Source organism: Microbispora sp. CA-102843 (assembly GCF_050936215.1).
Lineage (GTDB): Bacteria > Actinomycetota > Actinomycetes > Streptosporangiales > Streptosporangiaceae > Microbispora.
The window spans coordinates 1,983,452-2,010,449 of record NZ_JBNJNF010000001.1; the positions used below are offsets into that span (position 1 = coordinate 1,983,452).

Consider the following 26,998-nt stretch of genomic DNA (forward strand, 5'->3'; position numbering starts at 1 on the left):
ACCAGTCACCGAACAACCGGCCGCCGTGCCGATCACAGATGGGGTGATGTGCTGTGACCGAAAACACCATGCCGACCGACAACCGGTTGAGCCTCAGCACCAGGGCCGCGCGCAACCTGGCCACGACGACCAAGACCCAGCCGCAGATGCAGGAGATCACCTCCCGTCATCTGCTGCGCGTGCTGCCCTGGGTCGAGGCGGTGGGCGGCGCCTACCGGGTCAACCGGCGGCTGACCTACCAGATGGCCGACGGGAGGGTGACGTTCGTCTCGACCGGGGCGGACGTGCGGGTCATCTCCGCAGAGTTGTGCGAGCTTCCCGCCCTGCGCGGCTTCGGCGACGCCGACGTGCTCGCCGCCATGGCCGACCTGTTCACCCAGCGGGAGTACGAGGCCGGCCAGGTCATCGCGCGGGCCGGCACTCCGATGGACGAGGTCGTGCTCCTCGCCCACGGCAAGGTCGACAGGCTCGGCGAGGGGGCGTACGGCAACGAGACGCGGCTCGGGGTGCTGGCCGACGGCGAGTACGTCGGCGAGCAGATGCTGGTGAACGCGGACGCGCGGTGGGAGTGGACGGCCAAGGCCGTGACGTCGTGCACCGTGCTCGCCCTCGGCAGGGAGGAGTTCGAACGGCTGCTCACCCTGTCGGACAGCCTGCGTGAGCACGTGCAGGCCTACCGGGAGGACCCGGACCGGCCGGTGAACCGGCATGGCGAGGCGGAGATCGCGCTGGCGGCGGGGCATGAGGGTGAGGCGACGCTGCCGGGGACGTTCGTGGACTACGAGCTGGGGCCGCGTGAGTACGAGCTGAGTGTGGCGCAGACGATTTTGCGGGTGCATACGCGGGTGGCGGATCTGTACAACGAGCCGATGAACCAGACCGAGCAGCAGTTGCGGCTGACGATCGAGGCGTTGCGGGAGCGTCAGGAGCACGAGCTGGTCAACAACCGCGACTTCGGGTTGCTGCACAACGCCGATCTCAAGCAGCGCGTCCACACCCGCTCGGGCCCGCCCACCCCGGACGACCTCGACGAGCTGCTCACCACGGTCTGGAAGAACCCGAGCGTCATGTTCGCCCACCCCAAGGCGATCGCGGCCTTCGCCCGGCAGTGCAATGCCCGGGGCATCTACCCGCAGACCGTGGAGTTCAACGGCCAGAAGGCGCCGGCCTGGCGCGGGGTGCCGATGCTGCCGTGCAACAAGATCCCGGTGAACGACAAGGGCATCAGCTCGATCATGGTCATGCGCCTGGGGGAGAAGGACCAGGGCGTCGTCGGCCTGCGCCGCACCGGCCTGGTGGACGAGTACGAGCCCGGCCTGTCGGTGCGCTTCATGAGCATCGACGACAAGGCGATCCTCTCCTACCTGGTGACCACCTACTATTCGGCGGCCGTCCTGGTCCCCGACGCCCTCGGCATCCTGGAGAGCGTCGAGGTCCTGTGATGTCCTCCTACCGGCTGCCGGACTTCTACCTCCCTTATCCGCCCCGGCTGAATCCGCATGTGGAGACCGCCCGGGCACACACGCGGGGGTGGGCGGCGGACATGGGCATGCTCGACGATCCGGACATCTGGACCGAGGAGTCGCTCGACGCGATGGACTACGGCCTGATGTGCGCCTACACCCATCCCGACTGCTCCGCCCCCGAACTGGACCTGGTCACGGACTGGTACGTGTGGGTCTTCTACTTCGACGACCACTTCCTGGAGACCTTCAAACGCAGCAGGGACCTGGACGGCGCCCAGGACTACCTGGACCGGCTCGACGCGTTCATGACGGACGACCCGCCCGAGCCGTCCAACCCGGTGGAGCGGGGCCTGGCCGACCTGTGGCCCCGGACCGTGCCCGCCATGTCCGAGGCGTGGCGCCGCCGGTTCGTCCGGGTCACCCGCGACCTCCTGCAGGAGTCGATGTGGGAGTTGTTCCACATCGAGCGGGAGGCCGTCTCCAACCCGATCGAGTACATCGAGGAACGCAGGAAGGTCGGCGGCGCCCCGTGGTCGGCCGCGCTGGTGGAGCACGCGGCCGGGGCGGAGCTGCCGGCCCGGCTGGCGGATTCCCGGCCGATCCGGGTGCTGACGGAGTCGTTCGCCGACGCCGTGCACCTGCGCAACGACCTGTTCTCCTACGAGCGGGAGGTGTTGCAGGAGGGCGAGCTGTCCAACTGCGTCCTGGTGTGCGAGCGTTTCTTCGGCTGCGACACCGAGCGGGCCGTGGAGATCACCAACGACCTGCTCACCTCCCGGCTGCACCAGTTCGAGCACACCGCGCTGACCGAGCTTCCGGCGCTCTTCACCGACGAAGGGGTCCTGCCGCCCGAGCGGGCGCTGGTCCTGAGCTACGTGAAGGGGCTGCAGGACTGGCAGGCGGGCGGACACGCCTGGCACACCGCCTCCAGCCGCTACACCAAGTCCGCCGGGGACGCCGGACTCCTGGGGATGAACGTCTCCCGCGCCCACCTCACGGGCGCGGGCGGCCTGCGCAACCACACCTACCGGCCCTTCTCCGAGGCCGCGGTGCGGCTGCCGCAGCCGTACATGCCGTTCGAGGTGCGCGACAATCCGCACGTGGACGCGGCGCGAGCGGCGGACGTCGAATGGTGCGCCGCCATGGGCTTCTTCGACGGGGTCCCCGGCATCCCGGCGACCGCCGTGTGGAACGAACCGCAACTCGTCGGCTTCGACCTCGCCCTGTGCGCGTCCGGCATCAACCCGGACGCCCCGGCCGACGAGCTGATCCTGGCCACCAACTGGCTGGCCTGGGGGACGTACGGCGACGACTACTATCCCCGGGTCTATGGTCCGGCGCGCGACCTGGTCGGCGCGAAGCTCTGCAACCGGCGGCTCAAGGAGTTCATGCCCCTGGACCTCGTCCCGCGCCTGACCCCGGTGACGGGGCTGGAACGCGGGCTGGCCGACCTGTGGCCGCGCACCGCCGGGCCGCTGCCGGAGGGCTCCCGCCGGGCCTTCCGCATCACCGTCGAAGAGATGATCGACAGCTGGGTGTGGGAGCTGGCCAACCAGGCCCAGCACCGCGTGCCCGACCCGGTCGACTACATCGAGATGCGGCGCAGGACGTTCGGCTCGCAGATGACGATGAGCCTGGCCAGGCTGGCGCCGGGCCGGGTCATCCCCACCGAGATCCACCGGACCCGCGAGTTCCTCGGCATGACCGACGCCGCGCAGGACTACGCGTGCCTGCTGAACGACCTGTTCTCCTACCAGAAGGAGACCCAGTTCGAGGGCGAGCTGCACAACGCCGTCGTGGTGCTGGGCACCTTCCTCGACTGCGCGCCCGACGAGGCAGTGACCGTGGTGGACGCGCTCATGACCAGCAGGATGAGGCAGTTCGAGCACATCACCACCGTCGACCTGCCCGCCCTGCTCGACCGCATCGAGGCGGGGGAGGTCGTACGGGAGTCGGTGGAGGGATACGTGTCCGACCTGCGCAACTGGATGGCCGCGATCCTGCGCTGGCATCAGCGGTCGCGGCGCTACTTCGAGGAGGAGTTGCGCGCGGGTCCTGCGGCCCGGTGGTCCCAGGGTCCGACGGGGCTCGGCACGGCCACCGCGCGCATCCTCTCCCTGGCGCCGCCAGCACACAGCGCGCCGCCGGCTCACGGGTCGCCGGCGCCCACGGCGTCGTCCGTGACGGCGCCCGCTCTCGCGCCGTCTGATCTCGCGGCGCCGGCTCACTCGCTGCCGGTGGGGGCGCCATGACCGCGACGCGCCTGACCCTGAGCACGGCCGCCGCGCGGAACCTGGCGACGACCACCAAGACGCCGCCGCAGATGCGGGAGATCACTCCCCGGCACCTGCTGCGGGTGCTCCCGTGGACGGAGGTCCAGGGCGGCGCCTATCGGGTCAACCGCCGGCTCACCTGCACGGTGGGGGACGGGCGGGTGAGCTTCGTCTCGACCGGGGCCCGGGTGCGGGTCATCCCGGCCGAGCTGTGCGAACTGCCGTCCCTGCGCGACTACGGGGACCTGCACACCCTCGGGGCGCTGGCGGACCGGTTCGTCCAGCACGACCTGCGCCCGGACGAGCCGGTGCCGCCGGGACAGGTGGTGCTCGTCGCGCACGGCAAGATCGCACGCGTCGGCGCCGGCGCGTACGGCGGTGAGGCCCTGCTCCAGGTCCTGGCCGACGGAGATCATCTGGGCGACCTCACCGGCCCGGGGGCGGCGCGCGCCAAGGCCCTCACCTCCTGCATCGTCCTCGTCCTCGACCGGTCGGCGCTGGACAATCTGACCGCGCTCGCCGGCGGCCTGCGCGAGCATCTCGCCCGTCCTCCCGCGGCACGGCCGGTGAACCGGTATGGCGAGGCGGAGATCGCGCTGGCGGCGGGGCATGAGGGTGAGGCGACGCTGCCGGGGACGTTCGTGGACTACGAGCTGGGGCCGCGTGAGTACGAGCTGAGTGTGGCGCAGACGATTTTGCGGGTGCATACGCGGGTGGCGGATCTGTACAACGAGCCGATGAACCAGACCGAGCAGCAGTTGCGGCTGACGATCGAGGCGTTGCGGGAGCGTCAGGAGCACGAGCTGGTCAACAACCGCGACTTCGGGTTGCTGCACAACGCCGATCTCAAGCAGCGCGTCCACACCCGCTCGGGCCCGCCCACCCCCGACGACCTCGACGAGCTGCTGGCCCGCCGGCGCAGCTCGCACTACTTCCTCGCCCATCCCCGGGCCATCGCCGCCTTCGGGCGGCAGTGCACCCGGCGCAAGGTCTATCCGGACGTCACCGAGGTGAACGGGGCGACGGTCATGGCCTGGCGGGGGGTGCCGATACTGCCCTGCGACAAGATCCCGATCACCGAGGGCGGGCTCAGCTCGATCGTGGTGATGCGCACCGGGGCCGAGAAACAGGGCGTCGTCGGCCTGCGCCGCACGGGGCTGGTGGACGAGTACGAGCCCGGCCTGTCGGTGCGCTTCATGGACGTCGACGACAAGGCGATCATCTCCTACCTGGTGACCACCTACTATTCGGCGGCCGTCCTGGTCCCCGACGCCCTCGGCGTACTGGAGAGCGTCGAGGTGAACTGACCCCACGTGCAGCCGGCCGGGGTGCTCAGGGAGCACCCCGGCCGGCTGCGGTTTTCCCGGGTCAGTGGAGACGCATACTTGCCCCCGCGTTCGCCCCTCATGCGCGGCGCCGTGCGGCTAAGGTGACCGCTGGCCGGTCAGAATCTGGTTCACGAGCGTCGCGGGGTGGGGTTGTTCGTACCGTTGGATCGTGCCCGCCGGGCGGAGGCGGCCTCCGCCCTGGGCAGCTTGGAACGTGGGATAGAGATCCTCCTGTGCCTGGCCGTAGGCATGAGGCCGATGAACCTCACCCAGGTGCACCGGTCCACCGGGTTCTCCAAGACCACCACCCACCGCCTGCTCGGGACCCTGCAGCGGCGGGGCCTGGTCACGCGTACGGGCGGTGACTACACGGTCGGCGGACGCCTCGCCGACCTCGTGGCGCCGCGCGGCTGGGCGGTGCAGGGCCGTCGCCTCCCCGGCACCCGCAGGGCGGTCCTGCCGCACCTGCTCCAGCTGTACGAGGCCACTCGGCAGACGGTCAACCTGGCTGTGCCGGACGGGTTCGAGGTCGCGTACGTCGAGCGGTTGTACGGGCACAACCGGGTCAAGTCGCCGTCGGACGGCGTGGACCGGGCGCCGCTGCACTGCACGGCCACGGGCAAGGTGTTGCTCGCCTACGACGCCGGTCTGCGCGCCGCGTTCCTCGCCGCCCCGGCCCTGCGGCGGATGACCGGCCGTACGGTGACCGCGCCGGGCGCGCTGGAACGCGAACTCGCGGCCATCCGCGGTGAGGGCGTGGGGTACGCGCGGGAGGAGTTCGCCGAAGGGGTGTGCTGCGCCGCCGCGCCCGTCTTCGGCCCGAACGGCGGGGTGTGCATGGCCGTCGCGGTCGCGGCCCCGATGGGAGCGGTGGGGGCGGCGGGGCTGCCGCGCCTGGGCGTGGCGGTACGCAGAACCGCCCACCAGATCACCGGCGCCCTCCTCCTGTGATCCCCGTTCTCCGGGTTGGGGCCGCCGGGTTCGGGGAAGGCTCGACCGAGTCGAGCGCCGGGGCCTGGGCCGCTCCGGCCACCGGTGCCCGTCGTGCTCTCAGGGAGAGTCATGCGTCCAGGACCGTACGCGTCCCGCTTGATCGGCCGGGCCGGCCTCGTCGCCGTCCCGGTGACCGTGCTGCTCACGGCGTGCGGGGCGCCGGAACCGGAGATGCGGCCGCGCTCCGTGGCCACGGGCGGCCCGGCGTCCACCGCGGTCCCCGCATCGCCCTCGCCCACCCCGTCGGTCGTCTCGGCCGCGGGCCATCCGGACGCGTGCCGGGACGCCCACTGTGAGGTGGCGGTCCGCCCGGGGGACCGGCTGCGGCTCGACCGGAAGACGGGCCTCGACGCGATCACGATCGCCTCACTCGACCGGGGCGAGTTGCGGCTGCGTTTCGAAGCGGGCGCGGGCGCCTTCCGCGTCGAGGGCATGAACACCGACGTCAGTCAGAACTGCGTCAACGGCAGCTGCCGGACGGAGGGCGGGCTGACGCTGGCCATGGGACGGCCCGGCAAGATCGGCGACGTCCGCTTCCGGCTCGCGAGCGTGGCGCCCGACCACGCGGTCCTGGTCCTGTCGCCGACCTGACCGTCGCTCCGACCGGGCCCGCAGGCCCGAAGGCGCCCGGCGGTCTCGACTTCGGAAATCCCCAGCCTCCGTTAACCACGAGGCCACCACGCCTCCCTACGGTCGCGGCCATGGCATGGAAGAGCAGGGTCAACGCCGCCGTCGAAGGGATGACCGGATACGTCATCACACGAGCCAGGCCACGGGCCACACCGGCTCAGGAGCCGCGAGACGAGCCGCGCCCGCCCGCCGATCCCGCCGCCGACCGCCTGCTGCGCGCGCCCGTTTTCGTGCTCTCACCGGTCAGGTCCGGCTCCACGCTCCTGCGCGTCCTGCTGAACAGCCACAGCAGGATCCACGCGCCGCACGAACTGCACGTCCGGCGGATCGCCGTGACCCTCACCACCGATCCCGTACGGCAGGCCATGGCGGCGGCCGGCCACCGTGCGAGCGACATCGAGCACATCCTGTGGGACCGCCTGCTGCACCGGGAGCTGGTCAGGAGCGGCAAGGAGGTCATCGTGGACAAGACGCCCAGCAACGTGTTCGCCTACCGCCGCATCACGACGTGCTGGCCGGATGCCCGATTCGTCTTCCTCCTGCGCCATCCCGCGTCGATCGCCCGGTCCTGGCACGAGGCCGATCCGCAGGAGCGGCCCATGGACGAGGCCGTACGGCACACGCTGCAGTACATGCGCTACCTGGAGGAGGCCAGGCGCCGGCACGAAGGGATCGACATCCGGTACGAGCGGCTCGTGGACGACACGGAAGGCGAGCTGCGGCGGATCTGCGCCTGGCTGGGCGTGGAGTACGAGCCCGGGATGGTCCGGTATGGCGACAAGGACCACGGCGACTTCGTGAAGGGCATCGGCGACTGGCGCGACAAGATCCGGAGCGGGCGGGTCCAGCCCGGCCGTCCGCTGCCCGTCCCCGATGAGGTGCCCGAGGCACTGCGAGAGATCGCAACCGCCTGGCGCTACCTCTGACCTCTGATCACCAGTGGAACCAGTGAATGCGACGGCAACTGCTGCACACGAAGCAGGTGGCGTCGCGGTTGGCCCAGTCGAGATTCATGAACGTCATGCCCGTGGTCTGGAGTTTCCACCGGCGCTGCTCGAACAGCTCGTTCTCACACGTGTCGCATTTCAGATTGCGGCCGTTCGGAAGCGTGACCGGCAGTGGTTCGTCCATGCCTTCGATGCTATGTCGCGATTTCTATATCTCCCGTTATCCGCGAAACCCTGGTGCGGCCGGAGTCACGTCACACCGATGATGGCGGTGCGATTGCGTGTCGTTGTTCCGGTAGCTCAACCGGATAGAGCGGCCGAAAACGTAAGGGCGTCATGCCAGAGGGTTGCGGATGCACCGGGACCGGGCCCGTGCGGGTAACCGTAGGGGTTGGGGAACCTCAGCCCCCGGCAGGGAAGCGCGTTTTCCTCACCTGGCTACGTCGGTGCGGGTTCGAATCCCGCCAGGAACACTCGGTCGCCCCGGCCTTTCCCGGCGAAGCACGGGCATGTGGTCATCCGGTGGGCTGGACGCGGTCTGCGTCGCGATCGGGTGAATCGGGTGATCGGGTGGGTGCCGATGCGGAAAGGGGCAAGCCGGGTTGGGCGTCGATTGAGCGTGGATGTGGGCTACGGTGACCGTTCGTGGACGTCTATGGTGCGATCGCCTCGTTCGCCGTCATCGTGGCGCTGCTCACGCTTACACCCGGTCTGGACACGGCGCTGATCCTGCGCACGTCGCTGCTCGCCGGCAGGAGGTCGGCCTGGGCCGTGGTGCTCGGCATCCAGGTCGGCACCCTGCTGTGGGGCCTGCTCACGGCCGCCGGCCTGTCCGCTCTCCTCACCGCCTCCCACGTGGCGTACGAGGTGCTGCGGTGGGCGGGTGTCGCATACCTGATCTGGATGGGCGGCAGGATGCTCTGGCACAGCCGCACGAGCCAGGTGGACGACGCGGCGCCGCCCGGCCCGCCGGAGACCGGATGGGGACGGGCGTTCCGGCGGGGCCTGCTGACCAACCTGCTCAACCCGAAGGTGGGCGCTTTCTACGTCGCGGTGCTGCCGCAGTTCATGCCCCAAGGCGTGCCGCACGCGGTGATGGGCGTACTGCTGGCGGGCGTCCACGTCTGCGAGGCGCTGGTGTGGAGCGCCGTGCTCATCGGCTTCACCGGGATGATGCGCGGTTGGCTGCGCAGGCCGTCGGTCAAGCGAGCCCTGGACCGGCTCACCGGCCTCATCGTCATCGGGTTCGGTCTGCGCCTGGCGGTCCAGCAGTCCTGAGCCGTCCGTCGTAGGGGCCGATCCCGCACACCTCGGGGACGGCGGTCATCGGGACGTCCTCGGTGAGGGCGCGGACCAGCAGGGCCTCGACGCCGCGCAGCATCGCCTCGGCGGTGTCCGAGGGCAGGTAGGCGGTGTCCACGATGAGGCTGAGCCACCCGGTGTCGGGGGCCGAGACGACCGTGAAGAACGCCTTGAACCGGACACCCGGCCAGGCGTTCGTGACGTACGTCCTGGTCTTCTCGGTGAGGCGGGCCACGTCCTCGTCGGGGCCGATGGGAGGCAGGCCCGGCCAGGTGCCGATGGTCCGCCTGTCGTTGAAGAACGCGTCGAGGTCCGGTTCCCGGCCGCGGCGGCGGCCGATCTCCTCCCGCATGGCCTGCATCTCGAACGGGTCGTAGTGCGCGTTGCGGTACGCCGTGAGCGCCCCGCGCTGCGCGGCCCGGCAGGCGGCGGCGAAGTCGGTGGCGGGCAGGTCGAGCACGAACAGGCCGTCCTGTTCCACGGTGCCGACCATCGTGCGGGTGCGCGCGTCGCGGCGGTTGCTGTGCACGAGCTGCATGACCGCACGCGGGCGACCGCTCACCGTGGCCAGCACGGTGGCGCAGGCGGCGAGCAGCACGCTGGTCGTGCTCATCGTCCAGCGCTCGGCCAGCCGTTGCGCCGCGGCGGCGAGCGCCACCGACTCCATGCCGACCTCGATGAACCGCGGGTCCTCCGCCTCGCGCGGTGGATGGTCGAACACGTCCAGCGGCCCCTCCGCCAGCACGGAGTGCCAGTATCGGACGGACTTGGCCGAGCGGACGAGGTACGGCTCCTCGCGCTCCGCGGCCACCTGCTCCATCGGCTGCCATTCGGCGGGCGGCAGTTCCTCGCCGCGCAGCAGGGCCTTCCACTCCTGCGACAGCGTGTTCAGCGCCTGGAAGTCCACCGCCAGATGGGAGAAGGCGCACGCCAGCGCCATCGGGCGGCCGTTCTTGACGACGACGGCGCAGCGCAGCGGCAGGTCCCTGTCGTGCGCGAAGGCCGTCCGGCCCAGCTCGCCCGCGAGCCGCTCGGCGACGCGCAGCGCCCGGTCCTGTCCCGCATCCACCAGGTCCACGGTCAGCTCGCCGCCGCGTCCGACCCGCTGCACCGGCCCTTCCGGCGTGAGGGCGAAGGTCGTACGCAGGCTCTCGTGGCGTTCGAGCAGCACGCGCAGCGCGTCAAGGACGCTGCCGAGGTCACGCCTGCCGTACACCGGGAGCACCCACGGGCAGCTCAGGAACGTCTGGCTGTCGCCCATCAGGTGGACCGCCCGCCATATCAGCCGCTGTCCCCAGGTCAGCGGCGCCTGGCCGTCCCGCGCGCCGCTGAACCGCACCGTCACCACGAGCCCGTCGTCCCTCGAAAGGCAGGCTCGTCGCCGAGGTCGATCTCCACGCCGTCACCGAAAAGTTTCGACACGATGCCCACTCCATGATTGGCACGGAAGTGCCAGTTGGTCCGGTTTTGGTCACTCCGGAGGTCTCCGTGCAACGGAAGAATAGGCAACAGGGGCGGAAGGTGACAGTGAAAATCACAGGTCTATTTCCGAAAACTTTCGCGAGGGACCTTCCGGGACTCGGCGCCACCTCGTGTCCGGTATGCCCGGCGGGGGCACGGCCAGGCCGGCCGGGAAGATCGTTTGTCTGTCCGGCCTCGTACGATGTCGCCTATGACCAGGCACGGTTTCACGCTCACGGCAGAAGGTCCGTTCGACTTCGGCGCCACGTTGCGCTTCGTCGAGGAGTGGCCGGCCACCAGCGGGCTGCCCTCCGACGGGCGGGCGCTGCGCTTTGCCTACTGCGCGGAGTCCGACTGGCTGCCGATCGGCGTGACCGTGACCGCCGCACCGGACGGGGTCGCCGTCGCCACGACGCGGGCCGCCGGGCCCCGGATCCGGGCCGAGGTGGCGCGCATCCTGTCCCTCGACGTGGACGGCTCCGGCTTCGCCGAGGTCGGCGAGGCCGACCCGGTGCTCGGCGACCTGCAGCAGAAGAGTCCCGGCCTGCGTCCGCTGTGCTTCTGGAGCCCCTGGGAAGCGGCCTGCTGGGCCGTGATCGTGCAGCGTTCGTCGATGCTCATCGCCGCCCGGCTCAAAGAGCGCATCGCGGAGCGATACGGCGCGAAGGTCGTCGTGGACGGGGAGACGTACGCCGCCTTCCCTCCGCCCATGACGCTGCTGCAGGCCGGCGGCCTCGGCCTGCCCGCGCAGAAGGAGGAGTGGCTGCGCGGGCTGGCCCAGGCGGCGCTCGACGGCGTGCTCACCACCGAGCACCTGCGCGCGCTGGACCCCCAGGAGGCGCTGGCCGAGCTCCGTGCCCTGCCCGGCGTGGGGCCGTTCTCCGCCGGTCTGATCCTGATCCGCGGCGCGGGCGCGCCGGACGCGTTCCCGGGCGACGAACCACGCCTGTTCGCGATCCTGCGCGAGGCGTACGGTCTGCCGGATGACGCTCCGCCTGCCGTGTACCGGAAGGCGGCCGAGGCGTGGCGGCCCTACCGCTCCTGGGCCTCCTTCCTGTTCCGGGCGTCCGGCTACGGCGCCGTGGACGACGACCGGCCCCCGAGCCGACCCGCGCGAGGCCGCTAGACCCCCATGCTTCTCGACCCCGTGCTTCGGACCGCTTCCCAACCGGCACGCGTGTGCAGAGCGTCGTCCGTCCATGCTGGCGGGCCCTCGTCGGTGAGGTCGATCAACATCTGGTCGATGTCGCGCGATATGCCGCCGAGCGCCGCGGGATGGAAACAGCCGAAGTCGACGAGGTCGTCTCGCGGCGTCTGAGAAGACGATGAACGGGCCGGGGCGTCGTCTCATAGGATTCTCATGCGGGCTGAACATCGGATGAGACTTTATCGTCCGGGCGGCTTCTGCCGCATTGGGCCGATCGCCGTCCGTGCGCCTGCCCTGAGCTGGTGTCATAAGAATCGCGTAAGCGGGCCGCCGTGGTCGTGCGGATATTTAAGGATCGTCTCGGCCGCGAAAAGGGCCGATACGTTCTTCGGTGAAGGCGAAATCCGGTGCGGGCACCCTCTCTGTCCATTGAATCCCGCGCCGGTGGTTTTCCCGAGGAGGAAGTAATGCGTGCAAAAGTGACCGCCGGACTGCTGACCGCCACCGTCGGTGCCTGCGTGCTCGTCCCGACGGCGTCGGCCTTCGCGGCGACCGGTGAGCCGGGCGCTCCGCGACCCGTGGCCACCACGACCCCCAAGCAGACCCCCAAGCAGACCCCCAAGCAGACCCCCAAGCAGGACACGAAGCAGACTCCCAAGCAGGACCCGAAGCAGGACCCCAAGCGGAATGACGGCAAGAAGGACTCCCGGCCCGCCGCGGCCACCTCGCTGACCATCACCGCCTCGGCGGGGGAGGAGACGGCGAAGCGGTCCCGGTACGACCGGCGTGCCAAGCAGTTGACGCTCTCGGGCTCGCTGACCTCCGGCCGGTCGGGCCTGGCCGCCCAGACCATCGCCGTCTACTTCCGCAAGACCGGCTCGGCCCGCTACACCTACGTCACCTCGACGCGTACGGAGTCGCGCGGGCAGTACAGCGTGAAGGTGAACAACGGCGGGACGGGCACGTGGAAGGCCGCCTTCGCCGGCACGTCGGCCACGCAGCAGAGCTCGGCCACGGTGAACGTCGCCTGATATCGACGCCATGACTGGGGGCGCGCTCCTGAGAAGCGGGAACGCGCCCCCTCTTTTCCGCCTGTGCGGCGGTCGCGTCCCGGGCATGGCTGTCCGCCGTCGGCCTTGACCCTGACGCAACAGGAGGCTCGACGATCAGGGCATGAGCGAGTACGTCAGTCCTGTTCCCATGCCCGCGCTCGACGCGACCGCCCCCGAGATCTACCGGGATTACTACGGCATGCCGATGTTCGTCACCATCCCGACCCGCGACCTCGCGGCGTCGAAGGACTTCTGGATCCGCGGGCTCGGGTTCATCGACCTGTTCTCCGCACCGGATCGGCTGACCCACCTGCGGCGCTGGGCCTTCCAGGACGTCCTGCTCGTGCCCGCGGAAAACGTGGGCGAGGTTCCGGCGATGAGCGTCAGCTTCGCCTGCGTCCTCAGCCAGCTCGACCAGATCGCCGCCCGCTGCGAGGAACTCGTGCCGGGATGCACCAGCGGCCCGAGGGAGATGCCGTGGAACTCCATCGAGCTGACGGTCGTCACGCCGGAGAACGCCCGGGTGGTGATGACGGCCGCTCAGCCGCTCGATCCGCGCAGTACGCGGGCGGACGACCTGCGGGCGATAGGCATCGAGATCCCAACCGAGTGAGCACCCCGTACGCCCGCCTCAGCCCTTGGGCCTTCGGTGAGGTCGGTGATACTGGGCCGGTGACGAGCGACGCCCACGCATGGGAACCGGCCGCCACCGGACCGGCCGGTTCCGACGGCCTCACCGTCGGCCGGGCGGCCGCGCTCGTCGGGGTCAGCGTGAAGACGCTGCACCACTGGGACGCGATCGACCTCGTACGCCCGAGCGGGCGCACCTGGGCCGGATACGCCGGCCACTACGACGCGGTCGTTCCTGGCCTGGCCGTATGGCTGCGCGACACGATCTGCGCGAACGCCGCGGGCCACGGAGTCGACCCGGAGTCCGCGACCTGGCAGTAGCCCCGGGCGTCATCGGGGAAACGGCCTAGCGGAGCAACCGCCCGAGCCGGGCGAACATCCTGGCCAGAGGGCCGCTCCTCGCCATCGCTGCCCGCTCCGACGCGCGCACCGCGGCGAAGCCGTAGTCGGTCATCCGCCGTTCGTAGTCGCCGATCGCGCCGGAGAGCGGCAGACCCGCGGTGACGGCGCCGGACAGGGCGCGGCACAGTACGGCCGCGTCAAGCAACGCGCAGTTGGCCCCCGAGCCCTGGGCCGGGCTCATCGCATGAACGGCGTCGCCCAGCACGGTGACGTTGGAAGGTCTCCAGGGCCCGACGGGGACGGAGCTCCTGATCGCTACGCAGAACGTCTGGTCCACCTCGGCGGCGGCCACCAGGGCCACCAGGTCGGGGTGCCAGGTCGCGATGCGCCGCTTCACGAACTCATGCAGCCCGGCGCCGCCGTCGGCCGGCAGCTCGGTGTCGGTGCCCGGCAGCTCGCGCGCGTCCACCGTCAGCGCCCACATCACGTAGTCGCCCGGCCAGTGCGGACGCATCCCCGGCCAGAGCCTGGCGGCCGCCTCCACCGGATCCTCGCGCAGCCGTACCAGACCGAGCGCCAGGCTGGCCCGGCCCGAGCGTACCGACATGAAGCCCTCGTGAAGCCGGGAAGGGAGCAGACCGGCCACCTGCTCGTCGAGCACGGTCCTGCCGTAGACACACCTGGTGCCCAGATCCTTGATCCGCGCGTGCGGCAGTAGCTGCCCGCGTACCCGTGAACCGATGCCGTCGGCGCCCACCAGCACGTCACCCGTGACGCTGCCGCCATCGGCGAACCAGGCACGCACACGCTCGCCCTCGTGCTCGTAGCGCGTGAACTCGGCGCCATATCTGACCACGCCGTCCAGCCCGGCCAGGAGAACCTGGCGCAGCACCATCCGGTCGACCGGGGCGCTGAACGTCGAAGGGTCGGTCCCCGCCGACACGCCGTCGAACGTGACGCTGTGCAGTTCCCGCAGGCGTTCGTCGACGACGGTGACCCGCCTGCTCGGCAGCCCGGCCGTGGCGGTGAACAGCTCGTACAGGCGGGGCGGCAGGCACTGGCGCAGCGCGCCCGCGCCCCGCGAGTCCAGGTGGAGGCGGTAACCCTGCGGCCGGTGGCCGGGGGAGGGATCGCGCTCGTGGACCGTCACGCCGATCCCGGCCATGCGCAGGCCGTGGGCCGCGCACAGCCCGCCCAGGCCTCCTCCGATGATGACGACCTGTGGTGCTTCCGGCATCGGCACACACTCCTGTCAAGCGGCGCGAGATCTGGAATCCGCGTCTCTTCCATCCTGCGTGAGCCGTGGTTGCAGAAGCCCCGTCGGACGATGCGGTGACGTACTCCTGCCCGGCCAGGTCCTCAGCGCAGGCCGAAATGAGGCAGGCAGGGCTCCAGACCGTGGATGTCGACGGGGATCGGGCTGGTGAACGCGGCATGGTCCAACCGCAGGCGTCGGGCGACGGTCCGCCTGCCGCGCACGTTGTGGACCGACAGGCCATCGGGTCGGTATCCGAGCTTGCGGGAGACGGCCAGTGAGGAGCCGTTGTGCTCGAATGCGGCGGAGATGGCTGAGAGAGCGCCAAGACCGGTGAAGGCCAGGTGGAGGACGGCGGCGCGCATCTCGGTGCCAAGGCCGCGTCCCTGGTAGAGACGGCCGAGCCAGGAGCCGGTGTGCACCTCCCGGGTGACGGCGAAGTCGGTCGCGGACAAGTCCTGGACACCGATGGCCTGCCCGTCATGGATGACGGCGAAATTGCAGCACCAGCGTTCGGGCCGCCATCGGGCGATCTCGCCGAGGTTGGACAGGACGACGTTCCTGGGGAGCTCGTCGCTCGGGACATCGGTCCATGGCGGGATGAAGGGCATGACGTCGGGGTCGTGGATGCCCTCAACCGCTCGGTCGGCCAGTTGGTCGAGGTCCTCCAGCGTGGGCAGGCGCAGTTCCAGCCGGGGCGTGCTCAAGCGCAGCTTGAACAGGGGCCAGTGATCGGGCATGGCCCCAGAGTGTCCAAGACGCTGCCGCGGCTGACAAGCAGCTTCGTCGAGAACCGCGCGGTGACATCGTGCGTGGGTGGAGCAAGTGCCAGTCGTCAGGCGAGCGCCAGGCACAGCGCGAACGGGACGGGGATGAGCACAGCCGCGCCGAGCCATGCCGCCGGCCTCCGTCCGCTCTCGAGCGGGAACATCACATCGATCACCACCACCAATGCCAACATGAAGACACCGGTCGCAGCCAGGAGAAACATGACGATGCTCGCGTGATCGAGAGTCGTGTAGTTGCAGTTGGTGAGATCCGGCTTGACGACGTCTTCCGGGCTCTTGCAGTCCATCGGCATGTACTCGGTCAGCAGCCACCACGCCAGATAAAGCGGCACGATCGCGGGCACACCGAGCCCCAGGTTCACCAGAACGGGACCCCAGAGGCCACCCCGTGTTCCTCCTTCACGCCGGGCACGCGCATCAGTCCTGTTCCGGGTCATCGCCACGCTCTTTCTCGTGCTCCTGCCGGCTTCCGTCGCATGGCACGCGGTGATCGGCCACGTTACTCGGGTGAGCCCGGGTGAGGAACGAGCGTCAGGTCTGCCTCGGCCGCTGAGGATCCGCGCGCTTGCGGTACAGCACGCACCGGCGCAGCGGACCGTCGTCCACCTCGGGGTCGTCGAAGTCCTTAGCAGGGTCCGTGGTCATGCCGATCCGGCGCATCACGGCCTGCGAGCGCACGTTCGTCTTCGTGGTCACCGCCAAGATCTCGGTCAACCCGAGCTTGTCGAAGCCGTACTGCACCACGGGAGCGCCGCCTCCGTGGCGTACCCGTGCCCCCAGGCCGATCGCGACATCGACCAGGACCTGCCCACGGTCATGCCCGGGGTGGAACCCGGGCACGAGCAGCGCCGTGGAGACGCGGCCGCGTACGCCGGACTCCTCGGCGAACAGCCGGAGCAGAGGGACACCGGCCGCGGGAACCAGCCCGGTGGCGCCGTCGGTGATCTCCAGCCCGGTCGACCACGCTGACGTGCGCTTTTCCAGTTTTCGGCGGCAGCGCTGTTCCCTAACACGCTTGATCTTCCGCCGCAACCCGGCGGGTGTCGTACGCTTCACTTCCGAGGTGCCGTTCTCCTGCAGGATCAAGATCTAGACAATCCAGATCATGCCAGGTCAGAGCGGCACCTCTTGCCGCATGTGACGCTACGTGACGATCATTGGCCTACCGGTGAATTCATGAGGCTGATGTTTCAGCTCACCATGATGATGGTTCGCCTCACGGTGCAAATGATCAGCGCTTTCAGCCGTCGCTGACGGCACGTCTCCTGATCGTCCCGTCGCCATCGTCCCACCCGTCAGGGGAGCGGGCCGGGGCCAGGGGGGGCAAGGTGGAGCGCCCCACTGAACGAACGACCTTGACCCCATGGCCCGGTCTGCTCTGCTTGTCCTGGGCCATGGCGGGACGATCAACACCGGATCATGCGCGGCGAGTACGAACTCGTGCCCGCCAACCTCTTGCCCTGCTGATGTTCGCTCCGACCTGGTGCACGACGACCGACGTGCGATTCTGGTCAGCCTGGTCCGTCGGCAGCGTGATCGGCTTGTCCGTCGCGTCGGCCGCACCTCAGCGGCCCGCGCGTAACGCTGCCACGTCCACCTTCCCGTTGCGGGTAAGCGGCACCGCCTCGACGAAGGCCCACGCCGTGGGCACGGCGTAGCGGGCAAGGCGCTGGCCGGCGAACTCCCGTAGCTCCTCCTCCGACACCTCGGAGGCCACCACTCCCGCCAGGAGCCGCTTGCCGAAGCCGGGCGAGTCGTCCACCACGACCACCACGTCCGCGACAGCGGGATGCTCGCGCAGCACGCGCTCGACGGCCACCGGCTCCACGCGATGCCCGGCGATCTTCACCTGGCGGTCGCGCCGCCCCAGGAAGCGCAGCCGGCCTAGTTCGTCCCAGCGGACGAGGTCTCCGGTCCGGTACATCATCCGCCCGCCGATCCTGACGAACGCGGCGCCGGTGGCCGCCTCGTCACCGAGGTAGTCCAGGGCTAGCCCCTGCCCGCCGATCCACAGCTCGCCGGTCGCTCCGGGGGGCAGGACGGTGCCGTCGCCATCGGCGACCAGCACCTCGGTGCCCTGGATGGGCCGCCCGATGGGCAGCGGCTCCGCGATGTCGGCGAGCGAGTCCACGTGGTGGACAGTGGTGAACGTCGTGCTCTCGGTAGGCCCGTACCCGTTGGTGACCCGCAGGCCCGGATGGTGCGCGACCAGGGCGCGGACCTGCTCGACGGGGACGACGTCACCTCCGGTCAGCACCTGGCGGACGCCGGCGAAGGCCGCAGGGTAGTGCTCGGCCACCAGCCGGAACAGTCCGGCCGTCAACCACAGAACGGTGATGTCCTGCCGGGCGACGAAGCGGGCCAGCGCACCGGGGATGACCGATTCGGGGGTGAACACGTGCAGGCAGGCGCCACTGGTGAGCGGCGCGAAGATCTCCAGGGTGGACGCGTCGAAGGCCAGCGGGCTCAGCCGCAGGAAGCGCTCGCCCGGTCCGCCGCGAACGTAATCGGTTTCCGCGACGAGCCGCACGATTCCGCGCTGTGGGACGCGGACGCCCTTGGGCCGGCCTGTCGATCCGGAGGTGAAGGAGACGTACACCGGGCTCTCCGGATCGCCGAGCGGCTCCGGCAGACGCACTCCGCCGCCCGGGACCGGCACGGTGGCGTCGACGACCGCGCACTCCGCGCCTACGTGCGGCCGCATGGCGGCGGGGTGCGTGCCGCTGACCAGCAGCGCGCGGGGGGCGAGCCGCCGCACGAGGTCGCGGCACTGCGCCGGAGGCGCGTGACGGTCGACGCCCACGTAGACCGCGCCCAGCCGTACGGTGGCCAGAACGCCGACGATCTCAGCCGTTCCGCGCGGCAGGTCGATCAGCACGTGATCGCCACGGCCGACCCCGGCCGCGTGCAGCCGCCCGGCGAGCCCTTCCGCGCGCTCGACCAGTTCCGCGTAGGTGAGTTCCTCCCCGTCCGTCCACACCGCCGGCTCGTGCCCGCCGAGCGCTGCCCGGCGGCTGATCAGGCCCCACAGAGTCGATTCCGCGCGTACGGCTGCGCCGCGCCCCCACGCGTCGAGCAGCCGCTTCTGGCCGGCCGAGACGGTGCTCACCTCGGCCAGGGGACGGTCGCGCCGCGCAGCCAGGTCGAGCAGCGCGGCCTCCACCCCTTCCGCCAGCCACGCCGCTTCCTCAGGCCCCAGAACGGCCGGCGAGTATTCCAGCACGACGCGGTTGTCCGGCCCCCATCGCCGCACCGACAGCTTGGCGTCCCACGGGCTGCCGCCGGACTCGCCCTCTACGATCTCGAAGGTCAGCCCGCCCGCCGACAACCGCTCGGGAACCAGCCCGTCGTGCGCCTCGAAGGCGAACGGCAGGCGCGGGCGGCTCCTGTCGCCGTCGGTCCGCGGCAGGCCGCCGAGCCTGGCCGAGGTCACGTCGGAGCAGCGCTCCGCCTCCGCCAGCAGGTCCGCCATGCGCCGCAGGTACTCCGCCGCGCCTGAGGCGCCGTCCGGGCGGCAGCGGACGGGGATCGTACCGCCGCACTGCCCGACGACCTGTGGATGCGGCGATCGCCCGGTGACCGCCACTTCGAGCAGCAGGTCGTCCGCACCGCATCGGCGGGCGAGCACCAGGGCCCACGCTCCGGCCAGGACGGCGTCCCTGGAGATGGCGAGGGCGTCCGACAGATCGCCGCAGGCGGCGACGGCGTCGGGTGACAGCCGGAAGGCCAGGCGGGCGGCGTTCAGGTCGTGCGCGGGCCGCCCGGCCTCCTCCACGGGCTCGCCCGGACGGAACTCGACGACGTCCGGTGCGCCCGCCAGTCGTCGCGCCTGCTCGTGGGCGAGTTCCTCGATCCGTCCCGCCTCCTCCAGCGCCACCCAACGCGCGACGACCGCATCCGGCCCGGCGTCCGGCGGGTAGTCGAGTACGGCTCCGCCGTATCGGCCGACGAGTTCGCGCCACAGCATCCCGACGCTCCAGACGTCTAGGAGCGCCGGGTGGGCCAGCAGGCTCAGCACGTGCGCCGACCCGGAAGGATCGGACATCAGGAAGAACCCGACGGGCCGCCCGCCGAGGCAGCGCGGGCCCGCCGCCGCCAGGACGGCCTGGGCCGCGGCGACCCGATCGGCCCCGGCCGCCGCCACGGTGCTCTCACGCAGCGGCGGCGTCCACCTCTCGCCCACCCGCCGCCGCCACCCGCCCCGCTCGTCCAGCTCGAACGAGGTGCGCAGCGCGGGATGCCGGGCCGCCAGCTCCCGCAGGACAGCCGCGAGCCTCGGCACCCGCAGCGGCCCGTCGATCAACGCGCTGAACAGCAGATACGGTACGGCGAAGTGGCCCTCGGCGCCCTGACCCAGCATCGCTGCCTGCTCGGGCGTCACCCCGCCGGGGCCCGCCTCCGCCTGATCCCGCTCACGCCGATCGTCGTCCGCGCCCATATGGTCGCTCCCTTCCTGGGATCCGGTTGCGCCGTGCCGCCCACGCGGCACGGCGGGGACGGCGGCTCACCGCACGTCCGCGACGGCCTCCTCTGCCCGGTCGCGCGCCCTGACCCCGGGGACGAACAGAACACAGACCGTGCAGGCCGCCAGCAGGCCGCCCACGATCATCGTCGAGCGCACGCCGATCGCGTCGATTGCCAGGCCGCCGACGATCACGCCCAGCGGGGTGAGGCCCATCGAGAGCGACCAGTCCACGGAGGCCACACGGCCCAGCAGTGCGGACGGCACTTCGCGCTGCATGAGCGAGTACCACAGGATGTTGCCGTAGCTCAGGCCGAACCAGGCCGCCGCCGTGAACAGGGCGGCCAGCCACAACCACGGCGACAGGGCCAGTCCGGCGGCGGCGGCGCCCACGCCCGCCCATGCGGTCCAGATCGCGGTCATCCGCCGGCGCGGCGGCCACCGTCCCGCCGCCCCCGAGGCCAGGGCGCCTCCGGCGCCGCTCGCGGCGAACAACACGCCGAGCGCGATCGCGCCTTGGCTCAGAACGTCCTGGGCGAACAGCGGGATCATGACGGGGAGCGAGGCGAAGCAGACGATGTTCGCCGGCCCCACGCAGACGATGCTCCACCACAGCCACGGCTCCGACCGGCAGTAGCGCAGCCCGTCCCGGATCTCGCCGAGCAGTGAGTTCGACGATGCGCTCGGACGGTCGGTGCGCCGGACGAAGGCCAGGCAGACCGCGCTCAGCGCGAAGCTGGCCGCGTTGAGCCCGAACGCCCAGGTGTTGCCGATGGCCGTGACGAGAACGCCTCCGGCCAGCGGCCCGACGAGGTACTTGGCGACGGACTGGCTGAGCGAGGCGAGCGCGCCCGCCGAGACCAGCAGGTGCGGCGGCAGCAGTTCGGCGACGATCGCCGAGGAGGCCGGTCTGAAAAAGGCGCTCGTCGTACCGAAGAAGGCCGACAGGACGACCAGCTCCCACAACCGCGCGCTGCCCAGCGCCATCAGCAGCGCGACCAGCCCGACCGCGACGGCGCAGCAGAGGTCGCTGGTCAGCATCACCGAACGACGGGACAGTCGGTCGACCAGCGCCCCGCCCACCAGCAGGAGCAGGACGGTCGGCAGGGTGCGGGCCGCGACCACGACGCTGAGCGCCAGCGGGCTGCCCGTCTGGTGCAGGACCTCCAGGGGGAGGGCGACGGTGAAGACGCCGTCGCCTACCAGGGAGATGAGCTGGCCGCTCCACAGCAGGGCGAAGTCGCGGTGGCGCAGCGCCGCCGTCATCCGCGGTCGGAGGGAAGGTGCCGTCGTCATCGTCCTGTCTCTCGGCCGCTGCGGGTCCGGATCCAGGTGGTCCATCTCAGAAGACCACCTCCACCAGGTCGTCGTAGGCTTTCAGCAGCGCCTCAAGGTCAGGGCTCCCCGGCTCGGCAGCGTGGCGGCCCATGACGGTGCAGAGGTAGAAGGCATTCAGGTCGTCGGGGTCCACGTAGTCGCCGGGGCCGCTGTAGCAGGTGGCGAGCAGCACCTCCGGGCGCGCCCGGAGCGCGTCGAGGCCGGTGAGGGAGGCGATGAGGCCGGACCCCTCGTACGGGAGGTTGTACCAGAAGTAGGTGACCCCCTCCTCGACCGGCTGCGGGGCCGGCCGCCCCCACCTGCGGTCGAACTCCGCGCCGCTCCCGCACACCAGACTGAGGTACACGGCCCGCAGCATGTCGGTGCCGTACGCCTGGCGCGCCAGCTCGTAGAAGGCCCCGCCGGCGCCCGGCCGGGCCGCGGCCTCCAGCACGTACGGTGTCCCGCCGTCGAACTTGACCTCCGTGTGCGTGGGCCCTCGAGAGATGCCCAGGGCTCTAATGGCACGGTGCGCCAGGTCGAGGACGGCCGCCCGGACCTCGCCCGGGACGGCGTCGCCGAGGGTGTAGACCCGGTCCGGGTAGTACGGGCCGGACGAATCGCGGTCGGCGGCGCGCGCGAGCACGCAGTCGAGGACGGGACGGCCGTCGACCCAGACGGTGTCCACGCAGTACTCAGGACCCGACAGGCACTGCTCCACCAGGAAGCCAGTGCTGCCGCTCCCGGCCAGGGTGGTGGCGTTGATGAGGGAGATCTTGCGCACCTGCTCGGCCAGCTCCCGCTCGTCACCGACGCGGCGCACGCCGCAACTGCCGAACCCTGCGACGGGCTTGACGACCACCGGATAGTCGAAGCGGGCATACGCCAGCTCCCGCTGGGAGCCGAATCTGCGTCCCGTCGGAGTGGCGACGCCGGCGGCCTGCCACAGCTCCTTCATGCGCGCCTTGTCGCGCGCCGCGTCCGCCGCCTCGCGCGGGTCGGCCGCCACGCCGAGCCCGGCGGCCAGGATCGCGGCCGGGACCACGAACAGCTCCTGGTCGGTGAGGACGGCCGACACCGGCCGCTCGCCGCAGCGGGCCAGGACGGCTGCGGCCGCCGCGTCGGGGTCGGGCTGCACGTCCAGGAGCAGCGAGTCGACGGCGTCCAGCGACCTGACGTGCGTGACGAGTAGCAGCCGGTCGCCCTCGCCCGCGGCCACCTCGGCCAGCCTGCGCGTGTAGTGCTCCGTCGTCCCCACACACACCAGCGTGCGGTTCATGCGCGTGCCTCCGTCTTCTCGGCGGGTCCGTCCGGGCGGGAGCTCAGCTTCAGCTGGACCGGTTCGTGCTGCGGGTCGCCCACGTCGCCGACGAGAACGTGGAGGTGCAGGTGCTCGATGGTGCCGCCGGTGTAGGCGCAGTTCCCCGAGCGCAGGCCCAGCCCGTAGAAGTCCAGCTCGTAGCTGTCGCGCACCCATTGCAGCACGGTCCACAGGTCGTCGCGGGCCGCTCCGGGAAGGTCCAGGAGCTCGGCCGCGTGCACGGTGGGGATCAGCAGGAAGTGCAGTCTCGCCCCCGTGTACGGGTAAGCGTTCTCCGTGACGCTCCACCACGCGGTACGCCACAGGACGCGTTCCGGGGGGAGGTGCTCCTGGCAGAACAGGCACACGCCGACGCGCTCCAGCCGGTCCATCTCCGCGCGCTGGCCGGCGTCCCTTGAGTTGGCGGGGCAGTAGAAGGCCATCGGCCGTGGTCAGCCCGCGATGGCGAGCTGGATGCCGAGAACCATCCGCTGGTAGTCGGCGACCACCTCGCGCAGCCGGCGCAGGTATTTCAGGTAGAGATCCATGTTGCTCCGGCTCGGCCGCTGCACGAACAGGCTGCTGTATTTCATGATGTCGGCCAGCGCGTCGTCCATACGCGCGTAATTCTCCTTGGCCTCCCTGTTGAGTTCCGGGCCGATCGCGGCGCGGATGTCCGGCGCTTCCGAGATGAAGCGCATGGCCTGCTGAGTGGGTTGGAACCTGTTCTGCAGATGTTTGTTGAGTCGTAGCTGGTCGAACATCTTCACCGTACCCGAAGCGACCAGTTCCTCAGTTCTCAGCTGCCATTGTTCGATGAGCTTGTCAATTGCCTCAGCACTCACCACCACAGGGGTGACGTACCGATGGAGCCGGTGGTCGTACCAACGGAGTCCGAATGCGTCGAATATCTGGCGGAAGGACTCCAGCGGGCTCGCGGCGAGAATGCGGTCCAGGGTCGGCGAAGGGCGCACCTCGGTGATGGAGGCGAACCCGTCGGCGTCGAGCGCGACCTTCGCGGCGATCTCCTCGTACGGTATCGGCCGGCGGAAGCTGTTGTGCTCGGAACCTGTTCTGGTGCAGTAGACCACGCCGTCGCCGACCGCCTCCACCAGCCACGGAGAGGTGTAGTGGGTACCGTCCTCGTGCACGTAGGCCATCAGCAGGGAGACGTGCCCGCCCGCGGCTGTGACCTGCCCGAGCTCGTCGGCGAGCCGGGCGGGATCGACGCTCCGCTCCACCATCGACTCGCGGCAGACGATCTCCATGAAGCCGTTGTAGCGGCTGATGATCGGCTGCTCCCCTGTGCTCTCGAACTGCCAGTCGTAGCAGCGATCCATGAAGAACAGCGGAAAAGCCGGGGATTCGCGCAGCACGCAGTATCTGTGGAAAATCTGGCGTTCGTTGCAGAGATACCACATCGCCCGAGCGAGCAGCTCGTCGGGCAGTTCGTAAGTCGCCGCAGCGGCCCGCAGTGCGTTTCCGCCCATCTTTCACCTCATGGATTCCGATGCACTTCGGCTGGACACTTCTCGCATCAAAGCGCGCGCCGAGCGCGTGAGGCAAGGATCACGACATCGTCCCGCCGGCGGGACAGCGTGGAAATATGCGTGACTTGCCGCTGAACGTGGGCACTGCTTATCGTTTCCGACTGTCGGCAGGACTACGAAGGGGAGCGAAATGGGGAATGAGTGGGTGGGCACGGCGCTCGGCGGCCTCCTTCCTGAAAAGGAGGTCCTGGCGATCATCGAGGACTACGAGGCGTGCAAGAACCGCCCGCTGCTCCACCTCGGGGTCGACTCGATGAAGACGATGGGACTCGTCATCAACATTGAGTCCGCCTACGGCATCGACATCGACTACGAGCGGTTCCACCTCGACGAGATCGCCACCCTGGAGCGGCTGAAGGGCTTCATCGAGCGTCACCGGTAGCCGACGTCGATCAGCCTGTCGTACGAGGCGACGAGCTCCTCCAGCGGCGGCCCGCCCTGAGCGGCCGTGTGGCGGCCGACGACGGTGCAGAAGTAGTCCGGGTTGAGATCGTTGTAGGCGTGCAGGTAGCCGCCCGGCCGCTTGTGCCACACGCAGAACAGCACGTCTTCGCGCCGTTCCAGCTCCTCGGCCCCGGCTATCTCCTCGATCAAGCCGGCGCCGCGGTAGGGCAGGTTGTACCAGAAGTAGCTGGCCCCTTCCGGCACCTGGCGCCACCGCACCAGCCCGAGCCGCGCGTCGAGCTCCGCCCGATCGCTGCAGACCAGGCTCAGGTACAGGGCGCGGGTGAAGTCCACTTCGTGCGCCCGCCGTACGAGCTCGTAGAAGACGCCGCCCGCGCCCGGCCGTGCCGAGGACTCCAGCACGTACGGGACCCCGCCGCGCAGCCGCACCTCCGTGTGGCTGGCTCCGGAGCGGATCCCGAGCGCGCGGACCGCGTCGCGCGCCAGCGCGCTGACCTCGCGGCGGCGCTCCTCGGGCAGCGACTGCTGCAGCAGGTAGAGGCGGTCGGGATAGTACGGCCCGGCCAGCAGCCCCGGGTGCCCCCGCGAGAGCAGGAACTCGCAGACCGGTTCGCCGTCGAACCAGACGGTGTCGACCGAGTACTCCTCGCCGTCCAGGCACTCCTCGACGAGGAGGCCGGCGTCCTGGTCGCTCTCCCGTGCGACCAGGGTCGCGTTGATCAAGGCGATCTTCTTCGTCTGCTCCAGCAGCTCGGCGGGAGAGTCCACCCGGCGCACCCCGCAGCTCGCGAAGCCGCGCGCGGGTTTGACGACCACCGGATAGGTGAGCGTCTCAGGGGCGAGCTCCGCGCGTGAGCGGAAAGAGCGGCCCGCCGGCGTCCGCACCCCGGCTGCGGACCAGATCTCCTTCATCCGGGCCTTGTCCCGCGCCGCGCGGACGACCTCCGGCGGATTGCCCGCCACTCCCAGCAGCTCGGTGAGCTCCGCGGCGGTCTCCAGGAACACTTCACGCTCGGTCAGCACCGCCGCGACCGGCGCCTCCGCGCACCGCGCGCGGATCGCGGCGGCCGTCCCGGCCGGGTCGGCGCGTGCGTCGGTCACCAGTGACGGGAATCCCTCCAGCGGCGGGGGCCCAGCGGTGACCAGCAACAGCTGATCCCTCTCCACCGCCGCCACCCTGGCCAGTTCCCGGGTGAAGAACTCGGTCGTCTCCAGGCAGACGAACGTGAGGCTCGCCATGTTCCCTCCTCTTCCCTCCTCGGTGCGCGCGGAAGTCTCGGCCCCTGGCGGGCGGTCCCTCAGCGGCCGGGCGCGGCGCGGTCGAGAACCGCCCGCGCGGCGACGGTGCTGTGTGTGCTGGAGGCCGGGGTGAAGGCGGGATCGAGCACGATCTGGTCGCCCAGGATCTCGTCGATCCGCGCGATCAGCGTCTCGTCCAGCCGGACGCCGGCCGCCCCCGCGTTCTCCTTGACCTGCTCGGGCCGGGACGCGCCGATGATCGCCGAGGAGACCGCCGGGTCTCGAAGCGTCCAGGCCAGCGCGAGCTGAGCCATCGTCAGGCCGGCCTCGGCCGCCAGCGGTTTCATCCGCTGGACCCTGGCGAGGATGTCGCTCTCCAGGAAGTTGGCGATGAAGCGAGCGCCGTACCGGTCGGTGGCGCGCGTCCCGGGGAGACGGTCAGCGCCGGGAAGGTACTTGCCGCTCAGCGCGCCCTGCGCGATCGGCGAGTAGACGATCTGCCCCAGGCCCTCGCGCCGGCAGAGGGGGATGACCTCCGTCTCGATCACCCGCCAGATCATGTTGTATTGCGGCTGGTTGGAGACGATGCGGTCGAGCCCCATGTCGTCGGCGATCCGCAGCGCGGCGGCGATCTGTTCGGCGCGCCACTCCGACACCCCGACGTACAGCACCTTCCCTTGCCTCACCAGGTCGTCGAAGGCGCGCAGTGTCTCCTCCAACGGGGTCGCGTGGTCGAAGCGGTGTGCCTGGTAGAGGTCGATGTAGTCGACGCCCAGTCGCCGCAGGGAGGCGTGCGCCGACTCCATGATGTGCTTGCGGGACAGGCCGCGGTCGTTCGGGCCCGGGCCGGTCGGCCAGAAGACCTTCGTGGAGATTTCCAGCGATTCGCGGCGGACGCCGCGCAGCGCCTTGCCGAGCAGGCGCTCGGCCAGGGTGTCGGCGTACATGTCGGCGGTGTCGAAGGTGGTGATGCCCGCCTCAAGCGCCGCCGCGACGCAGGACAGGGCGATGTCCTCCTCGATCTGGGAGGCGTGGGTGAGCCAGTTCCCATAGGCGATCTCGCTCACGTGCAGGCCGCTACGGCCGAGTCGGCGATATTCCATCGTTCAGC

At 70.5% G+C, this 26,998-nt stretch carries 25 protein-coding genes; 12 read left to right on the forward strand and 13 right to left on the reverse strand.

Annotated elements, in window-relative coordinates; translation table 11 throughout:
- Nucleotides 1-68 precede the first annotated feature (68 nt).
- The 6 genes from ACQEVJ_RS09270 (at nucleotide 69) to ACQEVJ_RS09295 (ending at nucleotide 7,616) form a co-directional block, all read left to right on the forward strand.
- A complete protein-coding gene (locus ACQEVJ_RS09270) occupies nucleotides 69-1,442 on the forward strand; it encodes a family 2B encapsulin nanocompartment shell protein (protein WP_433112619.1) in 1,374 nt (457 codons plus the stop codon).
- A complete protein-coding gene (locus tag ACQEVJ_RS09275) occupies nucleotides 1,442-3,718 on the forward strand; it encodes a terpene synthase family protein (protein WP_433099189.1) in 2,277 nt (758 codons plus the stop codon). Before ACQEVJ_RS09270 ends, ACQEVJ_RS09275 begins: the two co-directional genes overlap by 1 nt.
- Nucleotides 3,715-5,046 (forward strand): family 2B encapsulin nanocompartment shell protein, encoded by a 1,332-nt coding sequence (locus ACQEVJ_RS09280; protein WP_433099191.1) that lies wholly within the window; start codon nucleotides 3,715-3,717, stop codon nucleotides 5,044-5,046. The genes ACQEVJ_RS09275 and ACQEVJ_RS09280 overlap by 4 nt, the downstream gene beginning before the upstream one ends.
- A 165-nt stretch (nucleotides 5,047-5,211) precedes the next feature.
- Nucleotides 5,212-6,018 carry an IclR family transcriptional regulator gene (locus ACQEVJ_RS09285; protein WP_433099192.1) on the forward strand — a complete coding sequence of 269 codons (807 nt, stop codon included), beginning with the start codon at nucleotides 5,212-5,214 and terminating at the stop codon, nucleotides 6,016-6,018.
- A gap of 111 nt (nucleotides 6,019-6,129) precedes the next feature.
- Nucleotides 6,130-6,651: a hypothetical protein gene (locus tag ACQEVJ_RS09290; RefSeq protein WP_433099194.1), complete on the forward strand. Its 522-nt coding sequence runs from the start codon at nucleotides 6,130-6,132 to the stop codon at nucleotides 6,649-6,651.
- A 110-nt stretch (nucleotides 6,652-6,761) separates the two neighbouring features.
- Entirely contained in the window at nucleotides 6,762-7,616 is an 855-nt protein-coding gene (locus tag ACQEVJ_RS09295; protein ID WP_433099196.1) for a sulfotransferase family protein, read from the forward strand.
- Between the two features lie 7 nt (nucleotides 7,617-7,623).
- On the opposite strand, the gene ACQEVJ_RS09300 is transcribed toward ACQEVJ_RS09295, so the two are convergent.
- The gene (locus ACQEVJ_RS09300) at nucleotides 7,624-7,821 is read right to left on the reverse strand and encodes a hypothetical protein (RefSeq protein WP_433099198.1); all 198 of its coding nucleotides are present in this window, start codon (nucleotides 7,819-7,821) and stop codon (nucleotides 7,624-7,626) included.
- A gap of 461 nt (nucleotides 7,822-8,282) precedes the next feature.
- On the opposite strand from ACQEVJ_RS09300, the gene ACQEVJ_RS09305 reads away from it, so the two are divergent.
- Nucleotides 8,283-8,915, forward strand: a complete 633-nt coding sequence (locus tag ACQEVJ_RS09305) for a LysE family translocator (RefSeq protein ID WP_433099200.1) — start codon at nucleotides 8,283-8,285, stop codon at nucleotides 8,913-8,915.
- On the opposite strand, the gene ACQEVJ_RS09310 is transcribed toward ACQEVJ_RS09305, so the two are convergent.
- Nucleotides 8,875-10,287, reverse strand: coding sequence for a condensation domain-containing protein (locus ACQEVJ_RS09310; protein WP_433099202.1), 1,413 nt, complete (start codon nucleotides 10,285-10,287; stop codon nucleotides 8,875-8,877). The two genes, ACQEVJ_RS09305 and ACQEVJ_RS09310, sit on opposite strands and share 41 nt — an antisense overlap.
- A 324-nt stretch (nucleotides 10,288-10,611) precedes the next feature.
- On the opposite strand from ACQEVJ_RS09310, the gene ACQEVJ_RS09315 reads away from it, so the two are divergent.
- The 4 genes from ACQEVJ_RS09315 to ACQEVJ_RS09330 all read left to right on the forward strand — a co-directional run bounded on the left by ACQEVJ_RS09315 (nucleotide 10,612) and on the right by ACQEVJ_RS09330 (nucleotide 13,550).
- Nucleotides 10,612-11,526 carry a DNA-3-methyladenine glycosylase family protein gene (locus tag ACQEVJ_RS09315; RefSeq protein ID WP_433099204.1) on the forward strand — a complete coding sequence of 305 codons (915 nt, stop codon included), beginning with the start codon at nucleotides 10,612-10,614 and terminating at the stop codon, nucleotides 11,524-11,526.
- Between the two features lie 488 nt (nucleotides 11,527-12,014).
- Entirely contained in the window at nucleotides 12,015-12,578 is a 564-nt protein-coding gene (locus ACQEVJ_RS09320; RefSeq protein WP_433099206.1) for a hypothetical protein, read from the forward strand.
- 142 nt (nucleotides 12,579-12,720) lie between these two features.
- Nucleotides 12,721-13,212: a VOC family protein gene (locus tag ACQEVJ_RS09325; RefSeq protein WP_433099208.1), complete on the forward strand. Its 492-nt coding sequence runs from the start codon at nucleotides 12,721-12,723 to the stop codon at nucleotides 13,210-13,212.
- 59 nt (nucleotides 13,213-13,271) lie between these two features.
- Nucleotides 13,272-13,550, forward strand: a complete 279-nt coding sequence (locus tag ACQEVJ_RS09330; protein ID WP_433099210.1) for a MerR family DNA-binding transcriptional regulator — start codon at nucleotides 13,272-13,274, stop codon at nucleotides 13,548-13,550.
- A gap of 25 nt (nucleotides 13,551-13,575) precedes the next feature.
- Here ACQEVJ_RS09330 and ACQEVJ_RS09335 read toward each other — a convergent pair whose 3' ends face one another.
- The 9 genes from ACQEVJ_RS09335 to ACQEVJ_RS09375 form a co-directional block, all read right to left on the reverse strand.
- A complete protein-coding gene (locus tag ACQEVJ_RS09335; RefSeq protein ID WP_433099212.1) occupies nucleotides 13,576-14,808 on the reverse strand; it encodes an FAD-dependent oxidoreductase in 1,233 nt (410 codons plus the stop codon).
- Nucleotides 14,809-14,930: 122 nt separating this feature from the next.
- A complete protein-coding gene (locus ACQEVJ_RS09340; RefSeq protein ID WP_433099214.1) occupies nucleotides 14,931-15,566 on the reverse strand; it encodes a GNAT family N-acetyltransferase in 636 nt (211 codons plus the stop codon).
- A 95-nt stretch (nucleotides 15,567-15,661) separates the two neighbouring features.
- Nucleotides 15,662-15,976: a hypothetical protein gene (locus ACQEVJ_RS09345; RefSeq protein ID WP_433099216.1), complete on the reverse strand. Its 315-nt coding sequence runs from the start codon at nucleotides 15,974-15,976 to the stop codon at nucleotides 15,662-15,664.
- A gap of 169 nt (nucleotides 15,977-16,145) precedes the next feature.
- Nucleotides 16,146-16,700, reverse strand: a complete 555-nt coding sequence (locus tag ACQEVJ_RS09350; protein WP_433099218.1) for a GNAT family N-acetyltransferase — start codon at nucleotides 16,698-16,700, stop codon at nucleotides 16,146-16,148.
- A gap of 478 nt (nucleotides 16,701-17,178) precedes the next feature.
- Nucleotides 17,179-20,052 carry an amino acid adenylation domain-containing protein gene (locus ACQEVJ_RS09355; RefSeq protein WP_433099220.1) on the reverse strand — a complete coding sequence of 958 codons (2,874 nt, stop codon included), beginning with the start codon at nucleotides 20,050-20,052 and terminating at the stop codon, nucleotides 17,179-17,181.
- A 66-nt stretch (nucleotides 20,053-20,118) separates the two neighbouring features.
- The gene (locus ACQEVJ_RS09360; RefSeq protein ID WP_433099222.1) at nucleotides 20,119-21,417 is read right to left on the reverse strand and encodes an MFS transporter; all 1,299 of its coding nucleotides are present in this window, start codon (nucleotides 21,415-21,417) and stop codon (nucleotides 20,119-20,121) included.
- 1 nt (nucleotide 21,418) lies between these two features.
- Complete coding sequence (locus tag ACQEVJ_RS09365) at nucleotides 21,419-22,672, reverse strand: ATP-grasp domain-containing protein (protein ID WP_433099224.1); 1,254 nt, start codon at nucleotides 22,670-22,672, stop codon at nucleotides 21,419-21,421.
- On the reverse strand, nucleotides 22,669-23,136 hold the full coding sequence (locus tag ACQEVJ_RS09370; protein WP_433099226.1) for an HIT family protein: 468 nt from the start codon (nucleotides 23,134-23,136) through the stop codon (nucleotides 22,669-22,671). The genes ACQEVJ_RS09365 and ACQEVJ_RS09370 overlap by 4 nt, the downstream gene beginning before the upstream one ends.
- A 9-nt stretch (nucleotides 23,137-23,145) precedes the next feature.
- Complete coding sequence (locus ACQEVJ_RS09375) at nucleotides 23,146-24,183, reverse strand: hypothetical protein (protein ID WP_433099228.1); 1,038 nt, start codon at nucleotides 24,181-24,183, stop codon at nucleotides 23,146-23,148.
- 190 nt (nucleotides 24,184-24,373) lie between these two features.
- On the opposite strand from ACQEVJ_RS09375, the gene ACQEVJ_RS09380 reads away from it, so the two are divergent.
- Nucleotides 24,374-24,625 (forward strand): acyl carrier protein, encoded by a 252-nt coding sequence (locus tag ACQEVJ_RS09380; RefSeq protein WP_433099230.1) that lies wholly within the window; start codon nucleotides 24,374-24,376, stop codon nucleotides 24,623-24,625.
- Here the strand turns inward: ACQEVJ_RS09380 and ACQEVJ_RS09385 are convergent.
- Both ACQEVJ_RS09385 and ACQEVJ_RS09390 read right to left on the reverse strand, forming a co-directional pair.
- Nucleotides 24,616-25,887, reverse strand: coding sequence for an ATP-grasp domain-containing protein (locus tag ACQEVJ_RS09385; RefSeq protein ID WP_433099232.1), 1,272 nt, complete (start codon nucleotides 25,885-25,887; stop codon nucleotides 24,616-24,618). The two genes, ACQEVJ_RS09380 and ACQEVJ_RS09385, sit on opposite strands and share 10 nt — an antisense overlap.
- Nucleotides 25,888-25,946: 59 nt before the next feature.
- On the reverse strand, nucleotides 25,947-26,990 hold the full coding sequence (locus ACQEVJ_RS09390; RefSeq protein ID WP_433099234.1) for an aldo/keto reductase family protein: 1,044 nt from the start codon (nucleotides 26,988-26,990) through the stop codon (nucleotides 25,947-25,949).
- Nucleotides 26,991-26,998 lie beyond the last annotated feature (8 nt).

What these genes read in the sequence shown, in the direction of transcription:
- ACQEVJ_RS09270 (WP_433112619.1), top strand. Translation starts at nt 69, where the DNA reads ATGCCGACCGACAACCGGTTGAGCCTCAGCACCAGGGCCGCGCGCAAC.
- ACQEVJ_RS09275 (WP_433099189.1), top strand. Translation starts at nt 1,442, where the DNA reads ATGTCCTCCTACCGGCTGCCGGACTTCTACCTCCCTTATCCGCCCCGG.
- ACQEVJ_RS09280 (WP_433099191.1), top strand. Translation starts at nt 3,715, where the DNA reads ATGACCGCGACGCGCCTGACCCTGAGCACGGCCGCCGCGCGGAACCTG.
- ACQEVJ_RS09290 (WP_433099194.1), top strand. Translation starts at nt 6,130, where the DNA reads ATGCGTCCAGGACCGTACGCGTCCCGCTTGATCGGCCGGGCCGGCCTC.
- ACQEVJ_RS09295 (WP_433099196.1), top strand. Translation starts at nt 6,762, where the DNA reads ATGGCATGGAAGAGCAGGGTCAACGCCGCCGTCGAAGGGATGACCGGA.
- ACQEVJ_RS09300 (WP_433099198.1), bottom strand. Translation starts at nt 7,821, where the DNA reads ATGGACGAACCACTGCCGGTCACGCTTCCGAACGGCCGCAATCTGAAA.
- ACQEVJ_RS09315 (WP_433099204.1), top strand. Translation starts at nt 10,612, where the DNA reads ATGACCAGGCACGGTTTCACGCTCACGGCAGAAGGTCCGTTCGACTTC.
- ACQEVJ_RS09320 (WP_433099206.1), top strand. Translation starts at nt 12,015, where the DNA reads ATGCGTGCAAAAGTGACCGCCGGACTGCTGACCGCCACCGTCGGTGCC.
- ACQEVJ_RS09325 (WP_433099208.1), top strand. Translation starts at nt 12,721, where the DNA reads ATGAGCGAGTACGTCAGTCCTGTTCCCATGCCCGCGCTCGACGCGACC.
- ACQEVJ_RS09335 (WP_433099212.1), bottom strand. Translation starts at nt 14,808, where the DNA reads ATGCCGGAAGCACCACAGGTCGTCATCATCGGAGGAGGCCTGGGCGGG.
- ACQEVJ_RS09340 (WP_433099214.1), bottom strand. Translation starts at nt 15,566, where the DNA reads ATGCCCGATCACTGGCCCCTGTTCAAGCTGCGCTTGAGCACGCCCCGG.
- ACQEVJ_RS09355 (WP_433099220.1), bottom strand. Translation starts at nt 20,052, where the DNA reads ATGGGCGCGGACGACGATCGGCGTGAGCGGGATCAGGCGGAGGCGGGC.
- ACQEVJ_RS09360 (WP_433099222.1), bottom strand. Translation starts at nt 21,417, where the DNA reads ATGGACCACCTGGATCCGGACCCGCAGCGGCCGAGAGACAGGACGATG.
- ACQEVJ_RS09365 (WP_433099224.1), bottom strand. Translation starts at nt 22,672, where the DNA reads ATGAACCGCACGCTGGTGTGTGTGGGGACGACGGAGCACTACACGCGC.
- ACQEVJ_RS09370 (WP_433099226.1), bottom strand. Translation starts at nt 23,136, where the DNA reads ATGGCCTTCTACTGCCCCGCCAACTCAAGGGACGCCGGCCAGCGCGCG.
- ACQEVJ_RS09375 (WP_433099228.1), bottom strand. Translation starts at nt 24,183, where the DNA reads ATGGGCGGAAACGCACTGCGGGCCGCTGCGGCGACTTACGAACTGCCC.
- ACQEVJ_RS09380 (WP_433099230.1), top strand. Translation starts at nt 24,374, where the DNA reads ATGGGGAATGAGTGGGTGGGCACGGCGCTCGGCGGCCTCCTTCCTGAA.
- ACQEVJ_RS09385 (WP_433099232.1), bottom strand. Translation starts at nt 25,887, where the DNA reads ATGGCGAGCCTCACGTTCGTCTGCCTGGAGACGACCGAGTTCTTCACC.
- ACQEVJ_RS09390 (WP_433099234.1), bottom strand. Translation starts at nt 26,990, where the DNA reads ATGGAATATCGCCGACTCGGCCGTAGCGGCCTGCACGTGAGCGAGATC.